The organism is Exiguobacterium sp. s59 (assembly GCF_018617475.1).
GTDB lineage: Bacteria > Bacillota > Bacilli > Exiguobacteriales > Exiguobacteriaceae > Exiguobacterium > Exiguobacterium aestuarii.
Window position 1 is genome coordinate 26,547 of the sequence record NZ_JACSKG010000001.1, and the last position, 21,450, is coordinate 47,996.

Below are 21,450 nucleotides of genomic sequence, written 5' to 3' on the forward strand. Positions count from 1 at the left end.
TTTATTATAACGAACTTTTGTTCGTTTTTTTAGATTTTTGTTTGACTCGATCACTTGGTGACGTCGTTTGATTCGGGAATTGTAACAGTGAGCCAATCCAATTCTTCCGTTTCAACCATACTTGAATGATGAGCGTGAAGAAAATAATCACAAACCAGGCGAATGCATAGCCGAGGGGCCAGTCCAGTTCAGGCATTTCTTTAAAGTTCATCCCCCACACGGCTCCGAACGCAACGACAGGAGTCGTGAGTGCCGTGAAGACGGTAAGTGCCTTCATGATTTCATTCCCGCGAAAGTTAGAGAGTGTCGAGGCGAGGTCTGTCATCGCGATGACATCACCTTGATAATGATTGATGAGCGTCAATAGTCGGCTCACTCGGTAATCAGCGAGTTGATAAGGTTTTAACGTTTGTAAATCAATATCGAGAAAGGCCTCACGTCCTGCCATGACGAGTTCTTTATAAGGAGTGACAGTGTCAGACCAACGCTCAATCTCGCTTCGGAGCCCGAAAATCTCGTTCATGAACGTGGCGGGTACTTGTCCGGCCATTTCTCGTTGCGCCACGAGAAGTCGTTCTTCAAATTCATCAATCCCATGGAAGTAATTGTTCATCCGTTCGGCGAGCAGTTCATAAAACGCTTCGATTGGTGAGTTGCATGCTTTCGCGAGAACCGACTCGTGATGTAAATCATCAAATCCAATTGTCCATAAAAAATCAGGAGCAATAAAATAATGTCCGATCTTCTGAGGTTCTCGTTCTAACTGTTCGTAGTCGAGGGTGAGTGACCCGTACATATAATCATCCTCAACCACGATTTTTGTGACGCTTGCGGTCGTCAATTGTTCAAGCCAATACGTATAGGCCAGCGCATATCGAGAATCCACTTCCACATAATCCTCAGGGCGTGTGTACCAATCCCATTCCATCATCTATTCCTCCAATTCGCTATAGTAGTAGTATTCCCAAATTGACGGGAATGTTGGCATCTATGGCAAAGTTTCGATAAGATGAAGGTATTGAATAAGAGAGAGGTGCTTTCATTGACGACAAAAATCGGTCAGCTCAAAGTGGGCGACACGCTAGACCAGTATGTCATGATCAAACAATCGTATAAGGGACTTGCCGGAAACGGAAAGCCTTATTTAACATTAATCCTTTGCGACGAGAGTGGCGAAATTGAAACGAAATTATGGGATAGTGCGGATACTGAAAAGTATGCGACGAAAAAAATCGTCCATGCGGCGGGTGAAGTAATGGACTATCGTGGGCGGACGCAATTGAAGTTGAAGCAAATTTCAATTATCGAGCAAGAAGTAGATATCGCCCCGTATGTTCGATCGGCACCGATTCCGAAGTCGGAGCTTGAAACGACGATTCGTGGGTTCATCACATCACTTCAACACGATGAAATCCGACGTCTCGTCGAAGAGGTCGTCAATCGTCACGAAGAGGCATACTTCACGTATCCTGCAGCTGTGCGACATCATCACGCGGTCTATTCAGGACTAGCCTTCCATGTCATGTCGATGTTGAAGCTTGCGGATACGATGTGTGACCTGTATCCGTCATTGAACCGAGACCTGTTGATTGCCGGCGTGATCTTACATGACTTGGCGAAAGTCATCGAGTTGTCGGATGCCATCACACCAGAATACACGCTTGAAGGGAAGTTGCTCGGTCATCTATCGCTCATGTCATCTGAACTCGAGGTCGTGTCACGTGAGCTCGGGACGGACCGGGAAGTGACGACGTTGTTGCAACATCTCGTCTTGAGTCATCATGGGAAGCCGGAATGGGGATCGGCGAACACGCCACAACTCCCTGAAGCGGAGATGCTGTTCTTCATCGACAACATCGATGCGCGCATGAACATGTTCGAAAAAGCGTACGAGGGTGTCGAACCTGGTGCGTTCACCGAACGTGTCATGGCCCTCGATAATCGTGCATTCTATCGCCCGAAGTTATAATTAAAGTTCAAAAAAAGGGGTACTCCATTGCTGGAGTGCCCCTTTATGATTATTGTTCAGTCGATTCTTCTGAAGATTCGTCTGCGTTTTTAATCGCCTCTTTGACAGCATCAAATTGTTGCTCTGCTTTTGCGTCTTTTACGTCAACGTTGTATTTTTCAATCAACTCTGCGTAAATTTTGTTTGCATCGACAGAAGCAGATTTTTCTGTTGCCAACTCTTCACGAATGCGGTCTTTCTCGTCCTCGAGCTTCAAGTCCTTCTCTTTACGGTCTGTCACTTTGATGACATGGAAACCAAATTGTGATTGGATTGGCTCAGAGACTTTTCCGACTACATCTTCTTTGAAAGCATATTCTTCGAATTCAGGTACCATCGTGCCTGTAGAGAAGTAACCGAGCTCTCCACCTTTTTCACCAGAACCTGTATCTGTTGATTTTTCTTTCGCGAGTTCTGCGAAGTCCGCACCATCATTCAACTGTTTGATGATGTCTTGTGCTTCTTCTTCTGACTCGACGAGGATGTGGCTAGCTTCCACTTCCACGTTTTCTTTGGCGAACTGTGCTTCGACCTCTTCGTCCGTCACGTCGACAAGTTCAGATTTTGCTGCGTCGACAAGCATTTGTCCACGAAGTGCTTCTTTGAACTCTTCCGTGCCGCTCATGCCGGCTTGTTGGATCGCTTGTTCAAATTCTTCTTTTGAGTTGAATTGTTCTTCTGTCTTGCTGAACTCTTCATCTACTTTTTCTTGTTCGACTTGGTCACCATATTCTTTTTCAAGAAGTGCATTCATTGTCTCTTGGAATGCAAGTTGTGGGACCATGCGGTCGTAGCTCATGTCCGCGATTTCACCGCGTGTGATTTCGCCGCCTTTATATGTGACGACTGCTGAATCGTCTGATTCGCCACCAGCGTTTGTTGCGGCATACGTACCGCCAGCACCGATGATGAGTGCGAGTGCCGATGCACCGACGAGAGCGCCGGTTGAGAATTTTTTATCTTGCTTTTTTGGTTCGTTTGACATTCCGTTTGACATGTATTCCACCCCTAATAATTCTTTAAAGTTTCTAAGTCCGACTATATCACATTTTCCTAATCATGACAGCTGTTCTCTTGTCTGTACAGTATCATAGCACACAATCCTGTCGTATAATGATGTAATAGAATGTGAAATGATGGGGTGAGGGTAGTGTCACTAGAAGAGAAGGTCGAGCATTTATCATATCAGATGAAGATCTTACTCGAGATTGTGGATTGGACGGACCGTCCGTTTGAATATGAAGTGATTCGAGCGAACTTGACGAAGCAAGACGTAGAGGCGTTTTATCAGTTGCTTGAGGATATTCGGGTACGACAAAACGAGCAAATGCGCTATGGATTTACGTCCATAGAGCCGTTGCTCGTCCATTTTGTAGGCATGTTAGATTCGAGGCTCGACGTTAAAACGATTCTTGGGGCATGCGTCCGTCAAGGAATCGAGTTAGACGTCACAGAGCCACTCTATCGGCAGGTCAGGCTTCTTGACTGAGTTCATCCTCATCAGGACGTCTGCCTGCCTCTTCTGTGATCATTTTTGATGTTTCAGCAAAAATGTCCATGAAGTTGTCCCCATATAAACGACGAACGATCGCTGTCATGTCTGTTAAGTCAGGGAACTTCCCGTAAAGCTCTTGAAGTGGGAGCGAGGCGCGGAATACGCCGTTTCCTTCCGGGTCAAATGCGTGAATCGTTTCAAGCAACAACGATTCTCCTTCAGGTGTCAATTGGACGTACGTATTTCGCTTGTCCGTCTCCTTTTTAGAAAACGTAAGTAATCCACGATCTTCTAACTTCTTCGAGAAGTTGAAAGCGGTCGAGACGTGCATGACGCCATATTTTGCAATTTCAGAGATCGATGCGCCGCCTAACGCGTGGGCAATCCATAAGATATGATGCTCATTGATATTTAAATCGAATGGTTTAATCCAGTTTTGCCAGTCTTTTTCGACGGTTTTCCACAAAGCCTTACTCAATTGAATAATTTTGTGGCTATAGAGCATGGCCTCAGGGCCAGTGAATTCTTTTTCGTGTTCCATCTCGATCCATCCTTTCCGGATAAAAAGTCAAAAGTAAACGACGGACGATGACCTCAAACACTTACGGTGTTTGATTGACGGTGTTGTCAGTCATAGCAGACTGTACGTTCGAGAGTTCCTGAAGGTTCCCTTGGATTCGCTCGACTGAAGGCTGAATGTCTTGTTGATAGCGTTCGACTTCGGCTTTCACTTGATCAGTCAATTCTTTTCCTTGCAGTTTACCTGCGGCGGCAACTTGCGATGCATGTTTCGCCACATTCCCAAATTGTTCTTTTAGCGTAGTGATTGTGGATGCTCGATGTTGTTGAGCAGCAGCATCATTTGCGGTACCTCTCGCCAATTTTTTAAATGTGGCGACTCCTAAAAATGCTAAAACAAAGCCGAAAGCAATCCAATCTCGACGTTGGCGACTCGACAATTCATTCCCCTCCTCAAGCTCGGATAATCAGAATTACATTCTTTTCATATTATTTTACCAAAAAAGAGTGATTAAAAACCTATATCGCAAATAAAATTTTTCAGAACATTCATTTTTGACCGAAAAATCATTTTATTTTAAAATACAGGTAAAGGAAGGTGATCCTCAGTGGAGAAAGCGAAGCGTTGGGTAGATGATATGCTTGACCTGTATCTCGCTGCAAAACAACTGGGAGATGACACTTGGGCCGACTCCATAATGAACACACTCGAGGCGGGGTATGAAGCGTCGAAACAAACAGAACAGGCACGCGAAGAATCGATGCGAGAAAAACGTGTGCTTGAAATAGATACCCGTCTAACTGAATTACGAAAAGAATTCGAACAAGCGACATCTGTCAAAACGCGTCAACAGTTATATGAAGTGGCGATCAAACTTCAGGTCGAGCGAGCGCAATTAGAAGAAGAGCGGAAGCGTCATCGGGATTCCATTAATCAATCATAAAGAGAGACCCGTCATCGATTGACGGGTCTCTGTCTGTTTCATACGTGTGAATGAATGTTCGATGCGAGCGTTGTGAGTTCTTCAGACGTGAAGGCATCGTTTTGTGTGATCCATTTTGCGCCGAATCCGTCTTCGTGTCCGAAGCGCGGGATTAAATGAATATGGAAGTGATAGACCGTTTGTCCGGCAACTTCTTCGGCGTTCGACAAAACGTTCATTCCGATTGCGCCCGTTTCGCGTTGAATCGCCTTGGCGATGGTCGGGACGCGTTTGAAGACGTCCGCTGCGACCTCTTCCGGCAGTTCGTAAACATTTTTCGCATGGTGTTTCGGGATGACGAGCGTGTGACCTTTTGTCACTTGAGAGAGGTCGAGGAAAGCGACGACCGCCTCATCTTCATACACCCGATACGACGGGATTTCTTGTTGAGCGATTTTGCAAAAGATACAGGTTGAATCGGTATGCATCTTCATTCCTCCATTCTGAAAGTCATTTCTGTTTCATCATACCACGGAAATTCAGGCGCAAGAACGATTGGAAGGGAGATTGATTCCTTTTATAATTGAGGTAAGTACTATAGAAAGGAGGCGAAAAGATGTCGTACACAAGAAGTCGAAAAAAAGAACGTCATTCAAAAGCGTTACTCGCATTATCTGTGATCACCATTTTAGTCGGAGCTATTGTCTTCTATATATATGGATACAAGCCAGCGGCGGAGCAAGATAAAATTCATGTCGCATTTAAAGAGGCCTTATTAGAGGAAGACCGTACTTTCTTTGAGGAGAAAGTGGAATATCAAGGAGAAGCGTTGACGCGTGCGGAGGCACTACGGTTTATGGGCTGGCTGAACGATGAAAAATCCATCCGTAGCGATGCCATCGCCGAAGTCGCACAAGATCGTGCGAATCGGACGAAAGGGATGGAGGCAGAAGGACTGTTTCGATTGATTGATACAGGTGAAGGGCGTTTTGGCTTTTCAGATTATCGGATTGAATTATTGCCACAACAAATTGACGTCACTTCGGACGTACCGATGACGAACGTTTGGGTCGATGGCCAACGTGTCGGAAGAATTGATGAGGCGAACGGACGATTCACGTTTGAGAGGATGCCGGGAAGCTATGATGTGAAGGCGGTCGCCGTCGCAAAAGGTGAGACGGTGTCTGAAACGGAAACGATTCAATTGATCACGTCCGAATCGATTGATTATGCACTCATGCCGGAATCGAGCGAAGCGATTGCGGGGCAATTTGATTTGAAGCGGGCAGAGCTCATTGAAATTGAGGTCGAGGCGCAAACCGGTCATCCATTAGAAAGGATTGATTCATTGATCGGGCAATCAAAACGGAAGGTTCAAGAAACGTTAGGCGAACCAGATGGGAAACGTGATGGGAAATGGGATTATGAACGTTTGACCATCGTGTATGAAGAGGGGGACGTGCAATCGGTTATGGTTGATCTTGATAAACGACCAGACGACTTGATTGCGTTACTCGGAGAACCGAAAGAAAAGACGGAGCACCAACTCGGCACGGAGTGGGATTACGGACAATCGTTCTTCGAATCGTTCTTCACGTTCTTTGGTCTTGAGACAGAGAAGCAATTTATTGAAAAGAATGACGCGATGTATTTATTGATTCAATGAAAAAAAGAGGGACATTCCATTATGGAAGCCCCTCCTGTACATAAATAATTATTTTTTACGCATTGATTTCATGACGAACGATACGATCAAGATAAGAAGAATCGCACCGATAAGCGCTGGGATAATCGCGATATCCGCTACGATTGGTCCGAAATCACCGAAGATGAGTCCACCCAACCAAGCACCGATAATCCCCGCGATGATGTTACCGATAATTCCACCTGGTACGTCCTTACCTAAAATTAATCCTGCTAACCAACCGATGATACCTCCGATAATCAAATAAAGAATAAACCCCATAATTCATTTCTCCTTCCTCTGTTTGCCCATTGTTCTTTTCAACGATTTTGTGGAACAATGGGAGTATTGATGTTTTATTTTAAAATGCCTTACAGTTCAGATTATTCCCATGTGACAACATTTAAAACATATACCACGAAAAAAAGTTGAAAATGAAAGGTGTGGTTTTCATGCTGCACGTCGATCGATTGAACGGCGGATATATCGGTAAGCAAGTTTTGCATGACGTTTCGTTTGAAGTGGAAAAAGGAGAGCTCGTTGGGTTGATAGGGCTAAACGGAGCTGGTAAATCGACGACAATCAAACACATTTTGGGTCTCTTGTCACCACTATCCGGAAAAATCGAAATTGATGGAGAGACATTAGAATCTTCAGAAAAAAGGTATCGTAAGAAAGTGAGTTACATACCGGAGACACCCATTTTATATGACACATTGACCTTACAAGAACACATCGAATTGATGGGAAAAGCATATGATGTGAGTCCTGATGAGTTGACTGAACGGACGAAGCGCTTAGCGAAAGAGATGCGGATGGAAAAACAACTTACCTGGTTCCCGTCTGTCTTCTCGAAAGGGATGCGTCAAAAAGCGATGATTCTATGTGCTCTTGTGACGAAAACGCCGCTCCTCATCGTCGATGAACCGTTCGTTGGTCTCGATCCATTGGCGATTCGACAGTTACTCCAACTATTTGATGAATATAAACAAGACTGTGCGATTTTGATGTCGACCCATATCTTGGAGACGGCGGAGCGACATTGCGATCGGTTCGTCTTCCTTCATCAAGGTGTCGTCATCGCAAACGGAACAGCTGCACAGTTGCGAGAGAAGTATCAATTATCGCCTGATGCGACGCTCGATGATATTTATGTAGAAGCGATTGCTTCGGAGGAACGATCGTCATGAATCGATTTACTTCAAGACTAGGCAACTGGATGGAAGAGGTCGTCAAATATAGTCGCTACGTCGCGAACGGAGGGCTATTATTTACACTTTATTTCACCTTGATTTACGGGGCATTCGTCTACAACAACTTTTTAGAGCGAATTGATACGACGTTTCCGGGGACATGGATTGCCGCAGCGGTGCTCATCCTGATTCCGCTCGGTCACCGTCCGAGAACATTCATCCAAGAGGCGGACCAAGTATTCCTACTCCCTGAATTAGGTACCATTCGTTCATATATGGTGGGTGTTCGTTTATTTAATGTCGTTTTTGCTACATTACGAGCTCTTCTCGTCTTACTCGTGTTATTGCCACTTCTCGTTCGTACGGAAAGTTATACGAGCTTAGAAGTGTTGTCTTTCGTCATCACGATGACGTTACTGTCAGTTGCGGGTCGATTGGCGAAAGTGGAAGGTGTAAGCGGGTGGATGATTGTACCGTTCGCGATGGTAAGTGGTGCTTTTCTTCTAATGGATTGGACACAATGGGCATGGGTGCCGGCTTTTATGCCATTCATTCTTTTACATGTGAAGCGAAATGAGCGAATTCCGCTCCTGCAATGGTTGGCGCTAGAGGAAAAGAGTCGGGCACAGTTTGAACGGGTGATTAGCTGGTTCGTCGACTTACCAACCTTAAAAGAAGAAGTTCGGGAGCGACGACTGCTGACAAAACTTCTCGAAAAACGAGTACTCCAACGCGTCGATGCTTCACGTTACGTATATGGTCTTCGTATTTTGCGTTCGAACGATTCACTCGACCTGATCCTGCGGCTGACGGCGGTGGCACTCATCGTCATGTGGATGTCAGGCGGGTGGTATGTCGGATTCGTCACGCCACTATTCGTCGGACTGACGGCGTTGCAGCTCGTTCCACTGTTTAAGCGGTTAGAGGCAATTTCGATTGTCTCCTGGCTACCGATTACCCGTGATGAGCGGATTGAAGGCTATTCGTGGTGGGCGATAAGGTTGCTCATCGTCCAGTCCATCGTGCTCGTGCTTGCCTCGATTGGATTCGGTGCGACGTGGGATGCGGCGGTAGGATTAGTCTTATCCGTCGTGGTCATTCGTTACTATTTAAGCCGGTTGACATGAAAAAGAAGGACATCCGAATTCGGATGTCCTTCTCGCGTGATTGAAATTATTTCTTAGGTGACATGACCGACACACTCGAACCGAGAATTTTCGGAAGGCGTCCTGTTTTTTCTGTTGCTTCTTCGACTTCACCGTAAGCCGATACACCGTGTTCTGCGATATCGAGACCGACATCTTCTTGTTCTTCTGTGACACGAAGACCGATTGTGACGTCAAGGAGTTTCAAGAAAGCGTAGCTTCCGCCACCAGCGATGACCATGGCGATCAATACGCCGAGTGTCTGTACGCCGAGTTGTGTCAATCCGCCGCCGTAGAAGAGTCCAGCAGAACCGATTCCCGTGATTTCGACAAGACGAGGAGAAGCGAAAAAGCCAAGTGCGAGTGTTCCGATGATCCCAGCCACACCGTGTACAGAGAAGGCACAGAGTGGATCATCCACATATTTCGCCATCAAGATGCTCGTTCCATATGTTGCGATCGATGCGAGTGCACCAATGACGACTGCTGCCCACGGCTCTACGAACGCACAAGCCGCTGTGATGGCAACGAGTGCTCCAAGCACACCGTTGACGATTGTTGGGATATCGGCCGTTTTACGATGGAGCATCACGATGGCAAGGGCACCGAGCGCACCTGCTGCTGTTGCGAGCATTGTTGTCAGCGCTACGTAACCGAAGAATCCATCTGCGACTGACATCGTCGAACCGGCGTTGAATCCGAACCAGCAAAGCCAAAGCACGAGACCACCAACGACAGTTAAGACGTGGTTATGACCAGCAAGTGATTCCGTCTTACGACGTGGTTTTAAGATGATCGTAGCCATGAGAGCTGCCATCCCACCTTGAAGGTGAACGACTGCTGATCCTGCGAAGTCTTGCATTCCCATCGATCCAAGCATTCCGCCAGCCCATACTGAGCGTGCAACGATTGGGTAAAGGATGGCAACGAAGAAGATACCGAAGAGAACGTAGGCAGAAAGCTTAGCCCGTTCCGCGAATCCGCCCCAAGCGATTGCGAGGGAAACTGCAACGAATGATAACTGGAATAAGAATTTGATATCGATTGAGACGTTTGCCCAATCGAGGCTTGTGAACGATCCACTTAAGAAGAATCCTTCTGTCCCAAACCAAGTCGTCCCGTCACCGAACGAGAGGCCGAACCCGACCGCCCAAAAAGCGAGTGCCGCCACAGAGAGGCTGATAATTTGTTTGACCGCGACGTGCCCGGCGTTCTTCGCCCGGAGCGTCCCTGTCTCGAGTAATCCGAAACCTAATTGCATCGTCAATACGAGCAATGCAGCGATGAGTACATACAGCGTGTCCATATAATAGAGAATGTCTTCCATGTTCATGCCCTCCTTTTTCTTAGGTGCTTTCCAAAAGTTGACTTCAGTGTAAAACGAAAAAAGGATGTTGGATTGCATTTTGTCAGATTATCTGACATAGTTTTTTTATTAAGGAGGGCGAGGGCGAATGGACTATAAATCGAAGAAAGTGATCGGGATGGGCGTCGTGACAGAGTTGACGGGACTTTCTGAGCGTCAGGTCCGCTATTATGAAGAAAAAGGTCTCGTCTTTCCGGAACGAACAAAAGGTGGTTCACGTAAATATTCCTTCCATGACGTGGAGCGTTTAGTTGAAGTGGCGACCAAGCTGGAGGATGGGTGGCGGATTCAAGATATTAAAGAGCGCGAACGTCGATTATCGGCGAAACAGCGTGATGATTTGATTCGGGGTCAATTGAATTCGGCCTTCCGAACATTTCCGACAAAAAAATGACACAAAGAAAACACAATGAAAATGCTTCACATTAGCATAATTCTAATTAATTTCTGTATAATGTTTTTGAGTTCACAAACACGAGAATAAAAGAGTGTAGGAGAAATTTAGAGGGGAATGACGCGACGTATGAACGATACTATTTTAAAAGCGTTTAAAGGAGAGGCGACAGATTATGTACCTGTATGGTATATGCGCCAAGCCGGACGCTACCAACCGGAATATCGAGAGATTAAAAAGACGAGGTCACTATTCGAGATCACGCATGATCCTGAACTTTGTGCATATGTCACGGAACTTCCGGTGAAACAACTCGGAGTCGACGCGGCCATTCTATATAAAGACATCATGACGCCACTTCCATCAATGGGTGTGGATGTCGAGATTAAGAGCGGGATTGGTCCGGTCATCGATAATCCTTATCGAACAATGGAGGATGTAGAACGCTTAAAACCGTTAAACCCGGAAGATATCTCATACGTCTTCGACACGATCCGTCTATTACGAGAACGACTTGAAGTGCCACTCATCGGGTTTTCAGGGGCGCCGTTCACATTGGCGAGCTACATGATTGAAGGAGGTCCATCACGGAACTACCATCGTACGAAAGCACTCATGTATTCAGAGCCAGACGTATGGAATGCGTTGATGGCAAAACTCGGTGACATGGTCATCACTTATGCGAAGGCGCAAGCGGATGCTGGCATTCAGGCGTTCCAATTGTTTGATTCGTGGGTCGGGACGCTCAGCCGTAAAGACTACGCGCGTTACATCAAACCGACGACGGAACGTATTTTCAAGGAATTGCGTTCCCTCGATATCCCGCTCATCATGCATGGGGTTGGAGCGAGTCATCAAATCGAAGAATGGCACGACCTTCCACTTGATGTGGTTGGACTCGATTGGCGTCTGTCTGTTCAAGAAGCGCGCGATCGTGGCATCACGAAGGCTGTCCAAGGGAACTTAGACCCGTCGTTCTTACTGGCTCCGTGGCCGGTCATCGAAGAGAAGGTAAAAGAAATTTTAGATGAAGGAATGAAACAGCCAGGATACGTCTTCAACTTGGGACATGGGGTGTTCCCGGAAGTCGATCCGGCCGTACTCGTCAAACTGACGGCATTCATTCACGACTACTCACGCGAAAAAATGGGAGGCAACTAATCATGAAAACAGTCGGACTACTTGTCATGGCGTACGGCACACCGTACAAGCCGGAAGATATCGAACGCTACTATACGCACATTCGTTACGGACGCAAACCGTCACCGGAAGCACTCCAAGATTTGACGGAACGCTATGAAGCGATTGGTGGTGTCTCTCCACTCGCAAAAATCACGATTGATCAAGCGGAGACGCTTCGTGACATCTTGAATGAGCGTCATGCAGGTGAAATCGAGTTCAAACTGTATATCGGATTGAAGCATATCGAACCATTCGTAGAGGATGCGGTCGCGCAAATGGCGAACGACGGCATTAAAGAAGCGGTATCGGTCGTATTGGCACCGCATTACTCATCATATAGCGTCAAATCATATAACGGTCGTGCACATGAAGAAGCAGCGAAATATGGCATCGACATCCGCTCAGTTGATTCTTGGTATGACGAACCGAAATTCATCAACTGGTGGGCAGATGCAATCAAAGAAACGTTTGCAAACTTGCCTGTACCGGCTGAAAAAGCATGTCTCATCGTATCGGCTCATAGCCTTCCTGAAAAGATTTTGGCTGGGGGCGACCCATATCCAGATCAATTGAAAGAGACGGCAGACAAAATCGCTCAGGCGACAGGTGTTCCGAACGTTGAAGTCGGTTGGCAGTCAGAAGGGAACACACCAGATCCATGGATTGGACCAGACGTCCAAGACTTAACGGCTGAACTTTATGAAAAGCATGGCTACGAAGCGTTTGTGTATACACCGGTCGGCTTTGTCGCAGATCACCTTGAAGTACTATTCGACAACGATGTTGAATGTAAAGTCGTCTGTGACCGCCTAGGAGTTCACTATGCTCGTCCAGCTATGCCAAATGCAGAGCGAAGCTTCATCGAAGCCATCGCGGATCGAATGGAAAGCGTGATTGTACATCATGCGTAAATTTACGATTGTCGGTGGTGGGATCACAGGTCTCACCGCCGCTTTTTATGCGGAGCGTTATTTGCCGGAAGATGTGTCGATCACATTGCTCGAGGCGACGGATCGCCTCGGCGGAAAGATTGATACGTATGAGACGGGCGAGTTTGCGGTTGAACGCGGACCGGACTCGTACGTTTTTCGAAAGACAGCGATGACAGAATTGATTGAAGACGTCGGTTTAGGTGATGAACTCGTTCGGAACGGTGTAGGGCAGGCTTATGTCCTCCATCATGACGGGCTTCATCCAATCCCGAAACAGACAGTGATGGGGATTCCGCTTGATGTCAACGCGTTTCGTGAAACGACACTGCTCTCTGAAGAAGAGCATGAGGACTTGAAGAAGATATTATTGACGCCACCCGATGTGGAAGCGCCAGACTCTGATGTCTCGCTCGGTCTCTATCTTCGTGAGCGTGTCGGAGATCCGATTGTCGACCGTTTGATTGAACCGTTACTCTCTGGCATTTATGCCGGGGACATCGATCAAATGAGCGCGATGTCGACATTCCCGCAGTTCATCGAGGGAGAAAAGAAATACGGGAACTTATATGAAGGAATGCGTCATTTGCGTCCTGAACAGCGGGTCGCTGAAGTTGGTGCGAAGAAAGTCGGTCAGTTCGCCTCGCTGAAACGGGGACTCAAATCGCTCACGGACCGCCTGGCTGAGCGATTGGAACGAACTGAGGTCGTGTTGAACTGTTCCGTCGAACAAGTATCCGAACGTGAGGACGGGTATCGCCTCTTTACGAATCGTGGAGACATCGATACGGACCATCTCGTGTTGACGGTCCCACCTCGCCTCATTCGTCAGTTCCTCCCGAAAGTCGATAGTGACTTCTTGGCAGAGATGAAGCCGCATGCGACAGCGACTTGCTCACTTGTCTTTAAAGAAGAAGATATCGAGCTTCCATTCGTCGGGACAGGATTTGTGACGAGTCAGGAAGCAGACGTGACGATTACGGCGTGTACGTTCATCGACCAGAAATGGCCACATGCCGTACCGGAAGGATATCACGTCCTCCGAGTCTTTTTAGGTCGACCGGGGGCAGATGACATCGTCGAAGCGTCCGATGATGAGATTGTCGAGACGGCGTTACATGATCTTCGTGGTCTCATGCGGATTCACCGTGATCCGATTCAAACGGTCGTCAGTCGACTTCGTGACGGATTGCCGCCTTATGCGGTCTTTCATGCGGACCGCGTCAAAGCGCTCCGAGCTGAGATGAGCCGGGTATACCCTGGAGTTATTTTGGCCGGGATTGCCTATGACGGGATTGGGATGCCGGACTGTGTGAAGAGCGTGCGGGAACAAGTGAAGGCATTGCGTGAAAAAAATTGAGATTTGATGAAGGGAGGGTTCGGATTGTTCCGAATCCCTCTCTTTTTGTTATAGTTAGAAGCGAAAGAGAAAAAGGAGTGATGGAAGATGGCAACGTATAAACTTTTTGTATCAGACATGGACGGTACGATTTTGCACAACCACACCAAGATTGCGAACGAGACAGCAGAAATCGTTCGTGAAGCAGAAGCAGCAGGGATTCGATTTGCTATTGCGACGGGGCGCAACTATGTGAATGCGAAACAAATCTTAGACGAGGTCGGACTCTCTTGCCCAATCGTTTCGTCGAATGGGGGACGCGTGCTCGACACGTCGGGAGAAGTCCTTCACGAAATCGATTTGACGATCGAAGAGGCGCTCCAAGTCATCGATGTCCTTCATCAAGATGACAAATATGCGGACGTCTTTTACGAGATGTACACGGAAGCTGGGCTTGTGGCGAGCCGTGGCGACTTGATTGAAGCGTCGATGAAAAACTTGAAAGCGAATGGTGACGATCGCTCGCTTGAGATGTACGAATTCTTCAAGAATCGCTATTACGTCAATGAAGATGTGAAGATTGTCGACGACATCGAGGGCTTCATTCGTGAAGAAGCAGGGCGTGTCTACAAGTTCATCGCGTTCTCAAGCCATCTTGAGAAAATGACGGCTCTTTGGAAAGAAATCGAAGCACAAGTCGATGGGGTGTACGTCACTTCTTCAGGTAATGACAACATCGAAGTGATGGCACATGGCGCAGATAAAGGTAACGGTGTGACAAAACTCGCTGAACATTATGGCATCGATTTATCGGAAGTCGTCGTCATCGGGGATAACTTGAATGACGTCCCGATGTTCAAAGTGGCCGGTAAAGGGATTGCGATGGGCAACAGCCACAAAGACTTGATTGCCATCAGCGACCATGTCACAGAGCGTCACGACGAGTACGGGGTGGCGAACGCCTTGAAACGTGTGATGACAGGTGAGTGGGAGTAAAAGATTTGTCGAGTCATCGTCTCGTTTCGTATAATACGAGTAACGAACATCCGACTAGGAGGAAATAGACTGTGAAATTTATTTTTAATCCGGATATCCGCGACCCGAAGCTTAACTTGGCGGTCGAAGAGTATATCTTAAAACACTTGAACGTAGATCATGAAGATTACTTCTTGTTCTATATTAACGGCCCATCAATCATCATTGGGAAGAACCAAAACACGTCAGAAGAGGTCAACTTGAAGTACATCGAAGAGAACGGCATCGATGTCGTTCGACGCCTTTCTGGTGGGGGTGCCGTTTATCACGATGAAGGAAACTTGAACTTTAGTTTCATCACAAAAGACGATGGCAACTCGTTCAATAACTATAAGAAGTTTACGCAACCAATCGTTGATGCGTTACGCAACCTCGGTGTCGAGGCTGAACTAACGGGTCGTAACGACATTCAGGTCGGAGAGCGTAAAATCAGCGGGAACGCCCAATTCACGACTCGTGGACGTATGTTCAGCCACGGAACACTCATGTTCAACTCGAATATTGAAGAGGTCGTCAACTCGCTCAACGTCTCGGAAGAGAAGATGCGCTCTAAAGGGATCAAATCGGTCCGTAGCCGTGTGGCGAACATCACTGAATTTTTAGAGCGTGAGATGGAGATGGAACATTTCGTCGAGGCGTTGCTCCATTCGATTTACGATGGCGAACAGCCAGAGCGTTACGTACTTCGTGACGAGGATTGGGAAATTGTCCACGATATCTCGAAAGAACGTTATGCGAACTGGGACTGGAACTTTGGGAAGTCGCCGAAGTTTGATGTCGAGTCGAAACGTCGCTTCCCAATCGGTACAATCGATGTCCGCTTGAACGTCAACAAAGGGACGATCACAGAAGCGAAGATTTACGGTGATTTCTTCGGTGTCGGTGACATCCAAGATGTCGAACAAGCGCTTGTCGGAACTCGTTTCGAACGCTCGGCAATCCGTGAGCAATTGATGAAACTCGATTTGAAACATTACTTCGGAAATGTTGAGCTCGAGGAATTGGTTGATTTGATTAGTTAAGACAGTCAAGACGATCTCTACGGAGGTCGTCTTTTTTTTGGCAGTTTCGTGAACGTTGATGCTACGGATTGCACCGGGACAGGAGAAGGCGTATCATAATTTTTGCAAGCGCTTTCGTAGAGGCTGGTCAAAATAGGAGGAGTAACGATGTATCGGAGGCTCAGTGAATGGATGGATGCAAGTCGTATGTGGGTGACGGAACAAGCGACGTTTGAACGGGCTGTCATGGCGGTAGGACTGGAGTTGGAACGTAAAGAGATCGTCGATTCTTCATTTATACGAGTGATTCTGGATCAAGAGACGATTATTCCGTCTGGAGTGAGTGACGTGGCCGTTCCGGTGGCTGTCATCGATGTTCCGGTCTCCATCTCAAAACGAGACGGCATATCACTCCTTCACTTGTTACATCCGTGTGAGGTGAAGACGATCACGGGTGAAATGATTCACGCGAAAGCAATCTTATTGATTACAGCTACGACGGAACCAAAAAAACAGGCGTACCATAAATTGATTGATGATTTACTTATGGACGACGAGTCGCTTCAAGCGCTCGTGCATGTTCAAAGTCGAACGGGATTGTATCACTTACAGACGAACTTTTTGGAAGCGTTTTCTTATTGAAGCATTTCATGTACAATAGAAGTAATTGAAAAGGGCGCGGACAACGTGCTCTTTTTTATGGCTCAAAAGTGAATCATCATTCATTTAAAGGGGGATTACCATGGCAAACTTAGTCAAGTCACTGCAGGAAGTAGTGGCTGCTCACCCGCAAAAAGCAGCGTACGTGTTTGGGGAAGACACGGTGAGTTACGGACAGTTTTATGGGCAAGTCAAGGCGATGGCATCGACGCTTGAACAAAAGGGGATTGGACAAGGCGACCATGTCGCTCTCGTTCTTGGCAATAGCCCTGCGTTCTTGATTGCGTACTTCGCTGTGTTGTCACGTGGAGGGGTCGTCATTCCGATCAACCCTACATACACGCCTGATGAAATGGCGTACATTCTGCTTGATGGAGACGTAAAAGGGATAGTTGGATTGTCACCGCTTGTCGCACAGGCGGAGGCGGCACTTTCGAAGTTGCCACAACTAAAACTCGTCATCTCGGTCCCATATGCCGATGTACCGGCATTGAAACGGGAAGGCGAAATTGAGTTTATTCCGTTCGCGGAAGCGTTCGCAGAAGCAGAGGGGACGTTCGTCGAAGTAGACGAGGAAGAGGTTGCTGTCATCCTCTATACGAGTGGGACGACCGGAAAACCGAAAGGCGCTTTATTGACCCACCGAAACTTGTTCTCGAATGCGCACTCCATCGGGGAATATTTGGATATCACGCCAGAAGATAAGGCGCTGGCGGCATTACCGATGTTCCACGTGTTCTGTTTGACGGTCATCGTCAATGCGCCGCTCCTTCGTGGTGCGACGATTGTCATCTTGCCGAAATTCTCGCCACAAGACGTGTTCGACTTAGTGCCGAAGCATCGTGTGACATTATTCGCCGGGGTACCGACGATGTACAACTTCTTGCTGCAGACGGCGATGAAAGTACCGGCTTATACGTCAGCGTTGAAACATGTACGCGTCTTCGTCTCAGGAGGGGCGAGTTTACCGGTCCAACTGCTCGAGTCGTTTGAGCAGATGTTCGAATGTAAGATTCTCGAAGGATATGGACTTTCTGAGGCGTCACCGGTCACTTGTTTCAATCCGCTCCACGGTGAGCGAAAAGCTGGGTCAATCGGTCCTTCAATCGTTCACGTCGAAAACAAAGTCGTCGACGAGCTTGGGGAAGAAGTCGGCGTCGGGGAAGTCGGAGAATTGATTGTACGCGGACCGAACGTCATGAAAGGATATTACAAGTTGCCGGAAGAGACGATGATGACGCTCCGTGACGGATGGCTCTATACGGGAGATTTGGCGAGACGTGACGAGGACGGCTATTTCTATATCGTCGACCGGAAAAAGGATATGGTCATCGTCGGAGGTTATAACGTATACCCTCGTGAGGTAGAAGAAGTTCTTTACCAACACCCTGACATCGTGGAAGCGGCAGTAATCGGTGTGCCGGATGCCGAACAAGGGGAAGCGGTGAAAGCGTTCGTCGTCACGAAACATGAAAATGTGACGAAAGAGGACATTCGTGCATACACACAAACGAAGTTGGCGAAATATAAGCAACCGACTTATATTGAGATCATCGAAGAGCTTCCGCGAAATACGACAGGTAAGATTTTACGTACGGTCTTAAAAAGCGAAGCGTTTCAAAATAGTTGAGTAAAGGGGGGCGACTACGAGTCGTCCCTTTTTTATCATTTCATTTGACACTATTACGGGGTAGGGGTATATTGAGGGTGAGGTGATCAACATGGATGAATTTTTGCATGAACAACCACTCGTTCCACGTGATGATGCTGAGCGGGAGGCACTCGGAAAGCGTCTTAAACGAATCGAAGGACAAGTCCGGGGAATTCAAAAGATGGTCGAGAACGACCGATACTGCGTCGATATTTTGACGCAGACGTCGGCTATTCAAGCTGCGTTGAAGCAAGTCGAGATGCAACTGTTAGAACGTCATATGCGCAAGTGTTTGGTTCACGCGAGTGAGACGGAGGACATGGAACCTTACATTGATGAATTGATGACGATTGTCAGCCGCATCAAAAAATAAGGAGGGATGTCATGAAAACCGTTGAGTTATCCATACAAGGAATGACCTGTGCGGCTTGTTCGGCACGAATCGAAAAAGTGTTGAACAAGATGGACGGAGTCGAAGCGACCGTCAACCTTCCGCTCGAGACGGCAACAATCCGTGTCGATGAAGGGATCACAGAAGAAGAGCTAATCGCCCGAATCGAGAAGATCGGATACGGAGCTGAACCGAAAGTGGAGATGGCACCACCGCATGATTTGCGTCCATTACAACGGAAAGTCATCATCTCTGCCTTGTTGTCGGCGCCGTTACTCCTCGTCATGCTGACACACATCCCAGGACTCGGATTTCATGCACCATGGCTGATGAATCCGTGGTGGCAATTCGCTCTGGCGACCCCCGTCCAGTTTTGGATTGGGGCGCAGTTCTATCAAGGGGCATATAAGAGCTTAAAGAGTGGTTCGGCGAATATGGATGTACTCGTCGCGACGGGAACGTCAGCCGCATACTTTTACTCCATCTTTGAAATGATTGTGCACCCGATGAATCCACATCTCTACTTTGAAACGAGTGCCGTTCTCATCACGCTTGTATTGCTTGGGAAATGGTTAGAGGGACGAGCGAAAGAGAAGACGACCGATGCATTGAAGTCACTGTTATCGCTTCAAGCGAAGGAAGCGATTCTCTTTGTCGACGGAGAAGAACGGTCTGTCGCCGTCGAACTTGTCAAAGCGGGAGACGTTCTCGTTGTTCGTCCGGGTGAGAAGATTCCGGTAGACGGACGGATTATCGAAGGGGAGACGGTCATCGATGAATCGATGTTGACCGGTGAATCGATTCCTTTAGAGAAGGCGATAGATGCCGAGGTCGTTGGGGGAACGATCAACCAATCCCACCGAATCCTCATGCGGGCAGAACGTGTCGGGAAAGAGACGATGCTCGCTCAAATCGTACGTGTCGTCGAACAAGCACAAACGGATAAGGCGCCGATTCAACGGCAGGCCGACCGCATCTCTGGCGTGTTCGTACCGATCGTCGTAGCCATCAGTGCCGTCACCTTCGCTGTCTGGGCGTTCCTCTTGAATGATATCGATACGGCCATTCGTGCATCGATTGCGGTACTCGTCATCGCTTGTCCATGTGCGCTTGGTTTGGCGACACCGACATCAATCATGGTCGGAACCGGACGAGCGGCAGAGCAAGGTGTCTTGTTCAAAGGTGGCGGTCAACTCGAATCGCTCAATGAAGCGAATATCGTTGTCTTCGATAAAACAGGAACGTTGACGAACGGTACGCCTGAAGTGGTGGAAACGTTTGGAGATGAAGCGTCGCTCCGACGTGCTGTTATGGCAGAACGTCAATCGACACACCCATTGGCTGCAGCGATCGGTCGTGAACCCGGCGACGGTGTCGTAACCAAAGTAGAAGAGCTAGCGGGACGTGGTGTCAAAGCGATCGTCGATGGAGAAGAGCTCATCATCGGTTCTGTTCGAATGATGGAGGAGCTCGGATTCGACTTACCAGATTGGTCGATGCGAGCGATGACCCCGGTCTACGTCGCAGATGAGAGTGGGATTGTCGCGGCGTTCGGACTACAAGATCAATTGAAGCCGAAAAGTCGAGATGTTGTGCAGACACTCAGTCAAACACGCGAGGTGTACGTCTTGACCGGTGACCGGAAAGAGGTTGCCTATGCGATTGCCGATGAACTTGGGATTCCGCATCGCCAAGTCATTGCCGAGGTACTCCCTGTCGAGAAGGCGGACCAAATCGAACGCTTGAAGAAATCAGGTCGTGTCGCGATGGTAGGGGATGGCATGAACGATGCACCCGCCCTTGCGGTAGCAGACGTCGGAATCGCATTCGGAAGTGGTACCGATGTCGCGCTCGAGGCGGCGGATGTTACAATTGTAGGGCAAGACATTGAAGGTGTGAGTCGGGCGATGAATATGAGCCGCTTGACGATGAAAAACATTCGTCAAAACTTGTTTTGGGCCCTCGCTTACAATAGTCTTGGCATACCGGTCGCAGCAGCGGGGTTACTTGCCCCATGGATCGCGGGTGCGGCGATGGCGTTCAGTTCGGTGTCTGTCGTCTTGAACGCATTACGATTAAAAACACAAGGAGGATCATCATCATGAAAGAAACAACGTTAACAGTAGAAGGTATGACATGCAATCACTGTAAAGCTGCAGTGGAGGGAGCATTAAATGAATTGAACGGTGTCGAATCAGCGACCGTATCTCTCCAAGAGCATCGGGTCGACGTGATTCACCAAGACTCTGTCACGCGCGAAGCGATGGTAGAAGCAGTCGAAGAACAAGGATACGACGTAAAAGCATAATGATGAGAAGTCCCGAGTCAAATCGGGACTTTTTTTGTTGTATTCAATGAACTGGATGTATGCTATATTTAAGTTGATAATGAGAATCGGTATCAACGGGAGGCGAACATCATGGAAATCATCATGATCAGTGGAGTGTTGGCGTTGATTAGTGGGGGCACAGCGTTTTTGGCGCAACAGTTACGAACAAATTCAGTACGTTGAAGAAGGTGCGATTTCGTTGCCTT

Annotated in this window: 24 protein-coding genes; 17 read left to right on the forward strand and 7 right to left on the reverse strand. The window is 47.8% G+C overall.

Translation table 11 applies throughout. The annotated features are described in order from the left end of the window. Positions 1 to 4: 4 nt before the first annotated feature. The gene (locus tag KNO91_RS00200; protein WP_214815515.1) at positions 5 to 928 is read right to left on the reverse strand and encodes a CorA family divalent cation transporter; all 924 of its coding nucleotides are present in this window, start codon (positions 926 to 928) and stop codon (positions 5 to 7) included. A gap of 81 nt (positions 929 to 1,009) precedes the next feature. Here KNO91_RS00200 and KNO91_RS00205 point away from each other — a divergent pair, with 81 nt between their 5' ends. Next, positions 1,010 to 1,969, forward strand: coding sequence for an HD domain-containing protein (locus KNO91_RS00205; protein ID WP_214794537.1), 960 nt, complete (start codon positions 1,010 to 1,012; stop codon positions 1,967 to 1,969). A gap of 49 nt (positions 1,970 to 2,018) precedes the next feature. Here the strand turns inward: KNO91_RS00205 and KNO91_RS00210 are convergent, their stop codons facing one another. Further along, a complete protein-coding gene (locus KNO91_RS00210) occupies positions 2,019 to 2,993 on the reverse strand; it encodes a peptidylprolyl isomerase (protein WP_251126489.1) in 975 nt (324 codons plus the stop codon). A gap of 165 nt (positions 2,994 to 3,158) precedes the next feature. On the opposite strand from KNO91_RS00210, the gene KNO91_RS00215 reads away from it, so the two are divergent. Next, positions 3,159 to 3,497 (forward strand): DUF1878 family protein, encoded by a 339-nt coding sequence (locus KNO91_RS00215; protein ID WP_353047455.1) that lies wholly within the window; start codon positions 3,159 to 3,161, stop codon positions 3,495 to 3,497. Here KNO91_RS00215 and KNO91_RS00220 read toward each other — a convergent pair. After that, the gene (locus KNO91_RS00220; protein WP_015880933.1) at positions 3,481 to 4,044 is read right to left on the reverse strand and encodes an HTH-type transcriptional regulator Hpr; all 564 of its coding nucleotides are present in this window, start codon (positions 4,042 to 4,044) and stop codon (positions 3,481 to 3,483) included. The genes KNO91_RS00215 and KNO91_RS00220 overlap by 17 nt on opposite strands. 61 nt (positions 4,045 to 4,105) lie before the next feature. Next, positions 4,106 to 4,462 carry a hypothetical protein gene (locus KNO91_RS00225; protein WP_214789715.1) on the reverse strand — a complete coding sequence of 119 codons (357 nt, stop codon included), beginning with the start codon at positions 4,460 to 4,462 and terminating at the stop codon, positions 4,106 to 4,108. Between the two features lie 168 nt (positions 4,463 to 4,630). Here KNO91_RS00225 and KNO91_RS00230 point away from each other — a divergent pair, with 168 nt between their 5' ends. Beyond that, complete coding sequence (locus tag KNO91_RS00230; RefSeq protein WP_214794530.1) at positions 4,631 to 4,966, forward strand: hypothetical protein; 336 nt, start codon at positions 4,631 to 4,633, stop codon at positions 4,964 to 4,966. 38 nt (positions 4,967 to 5,004) lie between these two features. On the opposite strand, the gene KNO91_RS00235 is transcribed toward KNO91_RS00230, so the two are convergent. Next, a complete protein-coding gene (locus KNO91_RS00235) occupies positions 5,005 to 5,433 on the reverse strand; it encodes an HIT family protein (RefSeq protein WP_214794528.1) in 429 nt (142 codons plus the stop codon). A gap of 128 nt (positions 5,434 to 5,561) precedes the next feature. Here KNO91_RS00235 and KNO91_RS00240 point away from each other — a divergent pair, with 128 nt between their 5' ends. Beyond that, entirely contained in the window at positions 5,562 to 6,611 is a 1,050-nt protein-coding gene (locus KNO91_RS00240) for a hypothetical protein (RefSeq protein ID WP_214794527.1), read from the forward strand. 48 nt (positions 6,612 to 6,659) lie between these two features. Here the strand turns inward: KNO91_RS00240 and KNO91_RS00245 are convergent, their stop codons facing one another. Continuing rightward, positions 6,660 to 6,911 (reverse strand): GlsB/YeaQ/YmgE family stress response membrane protein, encoded by a 252-nt coding sequence (locus tag KNO91_RS00245; RefSeq protein ID WP_214789707.1) that lies wholly within the window; start codon positions 6,909 to 6,911, stop codon positions 6,660 to 6,662. 170 nt (positions 6,912 to 7,081) lie between these two features. Here KNO91_RS00245 and KNO91_RS00250 point away from each other — a divergent pair, with 170 nt between their 5' ends. Next, a complete protein-coding gene (locus KNO91_RS00250; protein ID WP_251126490.1) occupies positions 7,082 to 7,819 on the forward strand; it encodes an ABC transporter ATP-binding protein in 738 nt (245 codons plus the stop codon). Then, positions 7,816 to 8,949, forward strand: a complete 1,134-nt coding sequence (locus tag KNO91_RS00255) for an ABC transporter permease (protein ID WP_214815519.1) — start codon at positions 7,816 to 7,818, stop codon at positions 8,947 to 8,949. The genes KNO91_RS00250 and KNO91_RS00255 overlap by 4 nt, the downstream gene beginning before the upstream one ends. 46 nt (positions 8,950 to 8,995) lie before the next feature. On the opposite strand, the gene KNO91_RS00260 is transcribed toward KNO91_RS00255, so the two are convergent. Then, on the reverse strand, positions 8,996 to 10,300 hold the full coding sequence (locus KNO91_RS00260; protein WP_251126491.1) for an ammonium transporter: 1,305 nt from the start codon (positions 10,298 to 10,300) through the stop codon (positions 8,996 to 8,998). A 121-nt stretch (positions 10,301 to 10,421) separates the two neighbouring features. Here KNO91_RS00260 and KNO91_RS00265 point away from each other — a divergent pair, with 121 nt between their 5' ends. The 11 genes from KNO91_RS00265 to copZ all read left to right on the forward strand — a co-directional run bounded on the left by KNO91_RS00265 (position 10,422) and on the right by copZ (position 21,223). Next, positions 10,422 to 10,727 (forward strand): MerR family transcriptional regulator, encoded by a 306-nt coding sequence (locus KNO91_RS00265; protein ID WP_074032630.1) that lies wholly within the window; start codon positions 10,422 to 10,424, stop codon positions 10,725 to 10,727. 117 nt (positions 10,728 to 10,844) lie between these two features. Next, positions 10,845 to 11,888 (forward strand): uroporphyrinogen decarboxylase, encoded by a 1,044-nt coding sequence (gene hemE / locus KNO91_RS00270; RefSeq protein WP_214794520.1) that lies wholly within the window; start codon positions 10,845 to 10,847, stop codon positions 11,886 to 11,888. Between the two features lie 2 nt (positions 11,889 to 11,890). Next, complete coding sequence (gene hemH, locus KNO91_RS00275; RefSeq protein ID WP_214794518.1) at positions 11,891 to 12,820, forward strand: ferrochelatase; 930 nt, start codon at positions 11,891 to 11,893, stop codon at positions 12,818 to 12,820. After that, entirely contained in the window at positions 12,813 to 14,198 is a 1,386-nt protein-coding gene (hemG, locus tag KNO91_RS00280) for a protoporphyrinogen oxidase (RefSeq protein WP_214815525.1), read from the forward strand. Before hemH ends, hemG begins: the two co-directional genes overlap by 8 nt. Before the next feature lie 87 nt (positions 14,199 to 14,285). Continuing rightward, entirely contained in the window at positions 14,286 to 15,173 is an 888-nt protein-coding gene (locus KNO91_RS00285) for a Cof-type HAD-IIB family hydrolase (RefSeq protein WP_214794516.1), read from the forward strand. A 71-nt stretch (positions 15,174 to 15,244) separates the two neighbouring features. After that, complete coding sequence (gene lplA, locus KNO91_RS00290) at positions 15,245 to 16,234, forward strand: lipoate--protein ligase (RefSeq protein WP_214815528.1); 990 nt, start codon at positions 15,245 to 15,247, stop codon at positions 16,232 to 16,234. A gap of 147 nt (positions 16,235 to 16,381) precedes the next feature. Next, a complete protein-coding gene (locus tag KNO91_RS00295; protein ID WP_214789690.1) occupies positions 16,382 to 16,855 on the forward strand; it encodes a PTS sugar transporter subunit IIA in 474 nt (157 codons plus the stop codon). A 100-nt stretch (positions 16,856 to 16,955) separates the two neighbouring features. Then, a complete protein-coding gene (locus KNO91_RS00300; protein ID WP_214815530.1) occupies positions 16,956 to 18,503 on the forward strand; it encodes a long-chain-fatty-acid--CoA ligase in 1,548 nt (515 codons plus the stop codon). Between the two features lie 91 nt (positions 18,504 to 18,594). Continuing rightward, positions 18,595 to 18,897: a metal-sensitive transcriptional regulator gene (locus KNO91_RS00305; RefSeq protein WP_214789688.1), complete on the forward strand. Its 303-nt coding sequence runs from the start codon at positions 18,595 to 18,597 to the stop codon at positions 18,895 to 18,897. Positions 18,898 to 18,908: 11 nt separating this feature from the next. Then, positions 18,909 to 21,020 carry a heavy metal translocating P-type ATPase gene (locus tag KNO91_RS00310; RefSeq protein ID WP_214789687.1) on the forward strand — a complete coding sequence of 704 codons (2,112 nt, stop codon included), beginning with the start codon at positions 18,909 to 18,911 and terminating at the stop codon, positions 21,018 to 21,020. After that, on the forward strand, positions 21,017 to 21,223 hold the full coding sequence (copZ, locus tag KNO91_RS00315) for a copper chaperone CopZ (protein ID WP_214789686.1): 207 nt from the start codon (positions 21,017 to 21,019) through the stop codon (positions 21,221 to 21,223). The genes KNO91_RS00310 and copZ overlap by 4 nt, the downstream gene beginning before the upstream one ends. The last annotated feature ends 227 nt before the right edge of the window (positions 21,224 to 21,450 follow it).